Origin of the sequence: Streptomyces boluensis (genome assembly GCF_009908195.1) — a bacterium.
Lineage (GTDB): Bacteria > Actinomycetota > Actinomycetes > Streptomycetales > Streptomycetaceae > Streptomyces > Streptomyces boluensis.
In genome coordinates, this window is record NZ_JAAAHS010000373.1 from 1 (window position 1) to 7,517 (window position 7,517).

A 7,517-nucleotide genomic window follows, 5' to 3' on the forward strand; every position below is an offset into this window, starting at 1 on the left:
CGAGGACGTCACCCGCGTCGCCTGCATAGGCGCCGGTGTGATCGGCGGCGGCTGGGTCGCCCACTTCCTGGCCCGCGGTTACGACGTCACCGCCTGGGACCCGGCGCCCGACGCCGAGGCCAAGCTGCGCCGCCTCGTCGACGCCGCCTGGCCCGCGCTCGGCCGGCTCGGCCTCGCCGACGGCGCGTCCCGCGACCGCCTCACCGTGGCCGCGACCCTCGAAGAGGCCGTCGCCGACGCCCAGTTCGTGCAGGAGAGCGCCCCCGAGAAGCTGGAGCTCAAGCGCGATCTGCTGGCCCAGCTGGACGCCGCCGCCCCCGCCGGTGTGGTCATCGCCTCCTCCACCTCCGGCTACCCGATGACCGACATGCAGACCACGGCCGCGGACCCCGGCCGCCTGGTCGTCGGACACCCCTTCAACCCGCCGTACCTGATCCCGCTCGTCGAGGTCGTCGGCGGTGAGACGACCGCCGAGCACGCCGTGACCTGGGCGTCCCGTTTCTACGACGTGGCCGGCAAGTCCGTGATCACCATGCAGAGCGAGGTGCCGGGCTTCATCGCCAACCGCCTCCAGGAAGCCCTGTGGCGCGAGGCCCTGCACATGGTCGCCAACGGCGAGGCCACCGTGCAGGAGATCGACGACTCCATCACCGAGGGCCCCGGACTGCGCTGGGCGTTCATGGGCCCCATGCTCACCTTCGCGCTCGCGGGCGGCGAGGGTGGAATGGCTCACATGCTGGACCACTTCGGACCGTCCCTGAAGTCCCCATGGACCCGACTTGAGGCCCCTGAGCTGGACAAGAAGCTGTACGACGCCGTGGTCGCGGGTTGCGACGAGGAGGCCGCAGGACGCACCATCGCGGACCTGGTGGCCGAACGCGACCAGGGCGTCATCGACGTTCTGTGCGCGACCGGCCGCCTGCCGCAGCAGCGCGCCCAGAGCGCCGATCAGCACCAGGAGAACGCATGACCACTACGACCGAGCAGACCCTGCCCCTGCTGCACCGCACGGTCAGGCCGGAGTGGATCGACTACAACGGCCACATGAGCGAGGCCTTCTACGTCCTCGTCTTCGGCCACGCCACCGACGCGATGATGATCGAGGTGGGCCTGCACTCCGCGTACCGCGAGTCCAGCGGCTGCTCCCTCTACACGGTCGAGTCGCACATCCGGTACCTGAACGACGTCCCCGAGGGCGCCCACCTCGCGGTCCGCTCCCGGATCCTCGGCGCCGCCGCCAAGAAGGCGCACTTCGTACACGAGATCTTCGTCCTCGACGAGCCCGAGACCGAGATCCCGCAGGACGCCGAGCCCGCGGCCACCACCGAGCTGCTCGCCCTCCACGTCGACCAGGACGCGGGCCGCACGGTGCCGTTCCCCGACGAGATCACGACCCGCCTCAAGAACCTCACCGAGGCCGCCCCGTCCTGGGCGGGCCGCTCGATCGCCCCGGTCGCCTAGGGAAACCTCCCCCGGGAAACCGCCCTAGGGAAGCCGCCCTAGGGAAAACCCGGCCCACACACGCGGGTCCCGCCCCGTCCCCCGGGGGCGGGGCCCGTTCGGCTGCCGTGGGCGGGGACGTACCCGAAGGCCCCGTGCGTACGTATGTGCGCGGCGCTACCCGTACGACGGACCGTGCGGCGTGGCCGCTTGGTGTTGCCGGTCCGGGCGGATGCTCTGACCTCCGGTTTCCCCATTTCCCCCGGAGGTCCGGATGCGTTCCCGCACCCTTGCCGCAGCAGCCCTACTCGCCGGTTCGGTAGCCGTCGCCGCCCCGCTCGCCCCCGTCCACGCCGCCGACACGGATCCCGTGGAGTCCGGCCTGTTCCTCACCGTGTCGGGCTCCGAGCGGACCTGGATCCGTGGCGTCGAGCTGCACTGCGATCCGCAGCCCGTCCCGCCGCGGCCCAAGGCCGCGATGGCCCCGCCGCATCCCAGGGCCGAGGCGTCCTGCGCGCTCCTCGACGACGTGCACGGCGACCTCGACGCCCTGCCCGAGCGGCCGATGCCGTGCACGATGCAGTACGACCCGGTCACCGTGACCGCCTCCGGCACGCACCGCGGACGTGCGGTCTCCTGGCACCGCACCTTTCCCAACCAGTGCGCGCTGAACGCCCGTACCGGACCGCTTTTCGACTTCTGAGCGCCGGCCGGACCCCGAGCGTAGGACTCAGAAGTCAGAGCTCAGAGAACTCAGGACTCAGACGGGTTTGGACAGTGCCATGGTGAGCGTGATCAGGCCGAGGACGATCCAGCCGAACCACAGCCAGCCGTTACTGCCGAGCGCCACCGTGTAGCCCGTCACCGCGACGAGCGCAGCTACGGTGGCAACCCCCATCGATTTCGTGGAACCGGGCATCGCAATACCCTCCTCACCCTGTCCGGGCACCCGGTGCCCGAACCGTGACCTGGGGACATCGTCCCCCGAGCGAGGCAGGTTGCGCCAGCGTCCGTACGCGAAGGCCCCCGGAACCCAAGGTTCCGGGGGCCTTCGTGCGAGGTGCCGAGGTGTCGAGGTGCCGTGGGGCTACTGCCCGCGCGCGTGCAGCGAGGCCAGATAGGCGTTGTACGCCTCCAGCTCCTTGTCGCCGTTGCGGTCCTCAGCACGGTCCTTGCGCCGGGCCTCGCGATCCTCGGACTTGCGCCACTGGAACAACAGGGCCACCAGGACCACCACCGACGGGATCTCACTGAACGCCCAGGCGATACCGCCCGCCGCCTCCTGGTCGGCGAGCGCGTCGATACCGAGCGAGGCGGGCGGGTTCATGTACGTGCCGACCATCGGCTGGGTCGCCATCATCAGGGCGATGCCGAAGAAGGCGTGGAACGGCATGCCCGCGAACAGCTCAAGCATCCGCATGATGTACCCCGGCCGGTGCGGCCCCGGGTCCACACCCATGATCGGCCAGAAGAACACCAGGCCCACGGCGAGGAAGTGCACCATCATCGCGATGTGCCCCGGCGTGGACCCCATCAGGAAGTCGAAGATCGGCGTGAAGTACAGGCCGTAGAGGCTCGCGATGAACAGCGGGATGGTGAACGCCGGGTGCGTGACCACCTTCATGTACCGGCTGTGCAGCAGCATCAGGAGCAGTTCGCGCGGCCCCTTGCGGCCCCGGCCCGCGACCGGCAGCGCCCGCAGCGCCAGCGTGATCGGCGCACCCAGGAGCAGCAGGATCGGCGACAGCATGCTGATCACCATGTGCTGCACCATGTGCACGCTGAACATGACCATGCCGTAGTCGTTCAGCATCGTGCACATCACCAGGGCGATGGTGAGCACACCGATCGTGAAGGAGATGGCCCGGCCCACCGGCCACGCGTCGCCGCGGCGCTTCAGCCGTACCATGCCCCACCCGTAGAGGCCGAGCGCCAGCAGGCAGCCCACCAGGAAGAACGGGTCCGTAGAGAACTGAAGGGCTCGGCCCAGCGTGAACGGCGGCAGATCCATCATCATGCCGTGCCCGCTGTGATCCATCCGCTGCTCCTGATTCGTACCGGTTGTCCGAACCAGAGTAGAACCGCCCCCGGCCGAGGCTTCGGCCGGGGGCGGTCTGCGCGGGCTGTGTCAGAGGGCTGTGTCAGAGGACAGTCTCGGCCTCGGCGTACCGCTCCGCGGGGACCGTCTTCAGGGTCTCCACGGCCTGGGCGAGCGGCGCCATGATGATCTCGGTGCCCTGCAGCGCGGTCATCATGCCGAACTCCCCACGGTGCGCGGCCTCGACGGCGTGCCAGCCGAAGCGGGTGGCGAGCACCCGGTCGTACGCGGTGGGGGTGCCGCCGCGCTGGACGTGGCCGAGGATCACCGGTCGGGCCTCCTTGCCGAGGCGCTGCTCCAGCTCGATGGAGAGCTGGCGTGCGATACCGGCGAAGCGCTCGTGGCCGTAGATGTCCTTGCCGCCCTCGTCGTACTCCATCGAACCGGCGCGCGGCTTGGCGCCCTCGGCGGCGACGACGATGGCGAACTTCTTGCCGGCCTCGAAGCGGGCGCCGACCTTGGCCGTGAGCTCGTCTATGTCGAAGGGCCGCTCCGGCACGACGATCGCGTGCGCACCGGCGGCCATACCGGAGTTGAGGGCGATCCAGCCGGTGTGCCGGCCCATGACCTCGACGATCAGCACGCGCTGGTGCGACTCGGCGGTGGTCTTCAGACGGTCGAGCGCCTCGGTGGCCACGCCGACCGCGGTGTCGAAGCCGAACGTGACATCGGTGACCGCGATGTCGTTGTCGATGGTCTTCGGTACGCCGACGATGGGCAGCCCGGCGTCGGAGAGCAGACGGGCCGCCTTGAGCGTGCCCTCGCCACCGATCGGGATGATCGCGTCGAGACCGAGGTCAGCGACGTGCCCCTTGGCCCGCTCCACGCCGTCGCGCAGGTGCGCGGGCTGGACGCGGGAGGAGCCGAGGATGGTGCCGCCGCGGGCGAGGATGCCGCTGACGGCGTCGAGGTCGAGCTTGCGGTAGTCACACTCGAGCAGGCCCTTCCACCCGTCGTGGAAGCCGATGACCTCGTCGCCGTGATCGACGACGGCTCGATGCACCACGGACCGGATGACCGCGTTGAGGCCGGGGCAGTCGCCGCCGGAGGTGAGGACACCAATACGCATGACCCATGAACCCTTGCAACGTGGGCGGATGACCGGACCACGTCGTCCGGCGAATTCAGCGTCACCCTACTAGTGCGAAGCGACCGCGCCGAATCCGTTCCAAGGGCCGGTCTTCGTCCGGAACCACAAAAACGCCTCAGGGGCCGTGAAGGCCCCTGAGGCGTCCGCTCAAGCGTGCTGAGGCCCGCTCAGGCGGGCTGGGTGGCGGCCGCGATCCGCTCCTCGCGGAGCGCGTCGTACCAGCGGTCGTCGACCTGCGGCAGCGCGTTCACATCGAGCGCGAGCCGCAGCAGCATGTCGGCGATCTGCGGGTTCCGCGCGAGCACCGGTCCGTGCATGTACGTGCCGAACACCGTGTCGTTGTACGCGCCTTCGGTGCCGTCGCCGGTGCCGTTGCCCTTGCCGAGGCGGACCCGGGCGAAGGGGCGGGCGGTCGGACCGAGGTGCGTCACACCCTGGTGGTTCTCGAAGCCGGTCAGCTGCGGCAGGCCCAACGGCTCGTCGATGTCGCCGAGTACGTCACCGACGCACCGTTCGCCCTCGCCGCGGGTGGAGGTCACGTCGAGCAGACCGAGACCCGGCTCACGCTGACCGAGGTCGTTGATGAACTCGTGGCCGAGGATCTGGTAGCCCGCGCACACCGAGAACACGATGGCGCCGTTGGCCACCGCGCGGCTCAAGTTGCCGTCGCGGCGCAGCCGTTCGGCAGCGAGCCGCTGCGGCCGGTCCTCACCGCCGCCGATCAGGTAGATGTCACCGGAGGTGGGCACCGGCTGGTCGCTGCGCACGTCGTGGCGCTCCACATGCAGACCGCGCTGGTTGGCGCGGCGCTCCACGACGAGGGCGTTGCCCTGGTCGCCGTACGTGCTCAGCAGGTCCGGGTAGACCCACACCAGACGAAGACTGTTGTCGCTCATGCTTGACGGTCCTTAAAAGCCTTGAGATGCGGGTCAGTTGCCGACGCGGCGGCGCAGGTCCTGGAAGGCGGTGTAGTTGGCGATCGCCTCGATCCGTCCGGGCGGCGCCAGCTGTACGGCCTCGTCGACGCTGTCGCAGACCCGGAAGTCGAGCCCGGCCACTTCGAGGCGCACCGCGAGGTCCAGCTTGCGGTCGCCGATGACGAAGATCGGGTGCCCGGCGAGGCGGGTGTAGTCGACGTCCCACAGCCAGGAGGTGTCGGTGCCGTCGGCGCCGCGCGCGTTCACCGAGAGGATCACCGGGGTGGGCGGCGGGTCGATCAGCGAGAACGTCTCCAGCCAGCCGGCCGGGTTCTTCGCGAGCAGCAGCCGCAGGTCGCGCTCGAGGAACTGCACGACGTCGTACCGCCCGGCGACCGCCTGCACCTTGTACATCCGCTCCAGGGCGACCTGCGGCGGTACGCCGAAGTTGGCGGCGACGGCGGCGGAGGTGGCGGCGTTGGCCTTGTTGGCGCGGCCCGGCAGCTGCAGCTGGATCGGCCAGGCCGAGCCGTGCGGGTCGAGCACGTGGTCGCCGCTCAGCACCCAGCTCGGCGCGGGGCGGCGGAAACCGCACTCGCCGCAGAACCAGTCGTCACCGGGGCGCTGCATGACGCCACCGCAGGACGGGCACGACCAGGCGTCGTCCTTCCACTCCTGGCCGGCCGCGACCCACACCACGTTCGGCGAGGAGGAGGCGGCCCACACGACGAGCGGGTCGTCGGCGTTGGCGATGATCGTGGCCTTGGAGCCGGCCAGGCCCTCGCGCCACTTCTCGGCCAGCATGCGGGTCTCGGCGGCCCGGTCGAGCTGGTCGCGCGAGAGGTTGAGCAGGGCGATGGCCTTCGGCGTGACATCGCGCGCGACGCCGGCCAGGTACTTCTCGTCGACCTCGATCACGCCGAACTTGGCGTCCGACCCCCCGGCCAGGGCCGAGGTGATGCCCGCGGGCATGTTCGCGCCGAGCGCGTTCGACACCACGGGTCCGGCGGCGCCGAGCGCCTCCGCGATCAGTCGCGTCGTGGTGGTCTTGCCGTTGGTCGCCGAGACCAGCACCACATCGAGGTGCTGGGCGAGCCGGCCGAGCAGGTCCGGGTCGAGCTTCAGGGCCACCCGGCCGCCGATCACCGATCCGCTGCCGCGCCCCGCCGCCCGCGACGCCGCCGCGACCGCCTTGCCGGCCGTCACGGCCAGCTTGGCCCGCGGCGTCAGCGGGTCCGCACCACCCGGGTTTGCTGCCATCGTCCTTGCTCCTCCTTGCTTCCGGCGCCGCGCCTGCCCCCGGCACTGGTGGCCTCAGCCTATCGAGGTCCACGCCGGGGCCCGCACTGCGGCACCGTGACGCCCGCCGCAGTTCGCCGGAACGTACCCTTGGCCGCTATGCGACACGGTTCGATTCCCGGCAGTTCCGGGCACGTACGGCCCATGACCCTGCTCGGCGATCCCGTGCTGCACGGGCCCTGCGAGGACGTCACCGAATTCGGCCCCGAACTGTCCCGGCTGATCGAGGACATGTTCGCGACGATGTACGCCGCCGAGGGCGTGGGTCTCGCCGCGAACCAGATCGGCGTCCCGCAGCGGGTGTTCGTGTACGACTGCCCGGACGACGAGGACCGCCGCCATCTCGGGCACGTGGTCAACCCCCGCCTGGTGGCCGCCGACGGGATCGCCGTACGCGGCCCCGAGGGCTGTCTCTCGCTGCCGGGCCTCGAGGCGCCGACCGAGCGGTTCGACCGCGCCCTGGTCGAGGGCGTCGACAGGAACGGCGAGCCGGTGCGGATCGAGGGCACCGGCTGGTTCGCCCGCTGCTTGCAGCACGAGTGCGACCACCTGGAGGGCCAGGTCTACCCGGACCGGCTCGGCAATTGGCGCCGGGGGCGGGTGCTTCGCGCTGCGCGGCGGGCGCCTTGGGGTGCGGCGTCGGGTGCCGGACGCGCCTGATCCTTCCCCGCCC

The 7,517-nt window shown here is 70.7% G+C and carries 9 protein-coding genes; 4 read left to right on the forward strand and 5 right to left on the reverse strand.

Features of this window, described 5'->3' with window-relative positions; genetic code table 11:
• The 3 genes from GUY60_RS31125 to GUY60_RS31135 all read left to right on the forward strand — a co-directional run.
• Nucleotides 1-970 (forward strand): 3-hydroxyacyl-CoA dehydrogenase NAD-binding domain-containing protein (locus tag GUY60_RS31125; protein WP_161703895.1); only part of this gene is annotated, 970 nt, incomplete at its 5' end.
• Nucleotides 967-1,461 carry a thioesterase family protein gene (locus GUY60_RS31130; RefSeq protein ID WP_161703897.1) on the forward strand — a complete coding sequence of 165 codons (495 nt, stop codon included), beginning with the start codon at nucleotides 967-969 and terminating at the stop codon, nucleotides 1,459-1,461. The genes GUY60_RS31125 and GUY60_RS31130, both read left to right, overlap by 4 nt.
• A 253-nt stretch (nucleotides 1,462-1,714) precedes the next feature.
• Nucleotides 1,715-2,143 (forward strand): SSI family serine proteinase inhibitor, encoded by a 429-nt coding sequence (locus GUY60_RS31135; RefSeq protein WP_161703899.1) that lies wholly within the window; start codon nucleotides 1,715-1,717, stop codon nucleotides 2,141-2,143.
• A 57-nt stretch (nucleotides 2,144-2,200) separates the two neighbouring features.
• On the opposite strand, the gene GUY60_RS38325 is transcribed toward GUY60_RS31135, so the two are convergent.
• The 5 genes from GUY60_RS38325 to GUY60_RS31155 all read right to left on the reverse strand — a co-directional run bounded on the left by GUY60_RS38325 (nucleotide 2,201) and on the right by GUY60_RS31155 (nucleotide 6,805).
• Complete coding sequence (locus tag GUY60_RS38325) at nucleotides 2,201-2,338, reverse strand: hypothetical protein (protein ID WP_187370173.1); 138 nt, start codon at nucleotides 2,336-2,338, stop codon at nucleotides 2,201-2,203.
• A 189-nt stretch (nucleotides 2,339-2,527) separates the two neighbouring features.
• Nucleotides 2,528-3,478 (reverse strand): cytochrome c oxidase assembly protein, encoded by a 951-nt coding sequence (locus GUY60_RS31140; RefSeq protein ID WP_161703901.1) that lies wholly within the window; start codon nucleotides 3,476-3,478, stop codon nucleotides 2,528-2,530.
• A 103-nt stretch (nucleotides 3,479-3,581) separates the two neighbouring features.
• Nucleotides 3,582-4,607, reverse strand: a complete 1,026-nt coding sequence (locus GUY60_RS31145) for a 6-phosphofructokinase (protein WP_161703903.1) — start codon at nucleotides 4,605-4,607, stop codon at nucleotides 3,582-3,584.
• A 188-nt stretch (nucleotides 4,608-4,795) separates the two neighbouring features.
• Nucleotides 4,796-5,524, reverse strand: coding sequence for a type 1 glutamine amidotransferase (locus GUY60_RS31150; protein WP_161703905.1), 729 nt, complete (start codon nucleotides 5,522-5,524; stop codon nucleotides 4,796-4,798).
• A gap of 33 nt (nucleotides 5,525-5,557) precedes the next feature.
• Nucleotides 5,558-6,805 carry a MurT ligase domain-containing protein gene (locus GUY60_RS31155; RefSeq protein ID WP_161703907.1) on the reverse strand — a complete coding sequence of 416 codons (1,248 nt, stop codon included), beginning with the start codon at nucleotides 6,803-6,805 and terminating at the stop codon, nucleotides 5,558-5,560.
• A 138-nt stretch (nucleotides 6,806-6,943) separates the two neighbouring features.
• Between GUY60_RS31155 and def the strand changes: the two genes are divergently transcribed.
• A complete protein-coding gene (gene def / locus GUY60_RS31160; protein WP_161703909.1) occupies nucleotides 6,944-7,504 on the forward strand; it encodes a peptide deformylase in 561 nt (186 codons plus the stop codon).
• The last annotated feature ends 13 nt before the right edge of the window (nucleotides 7,505-7,517 follow it).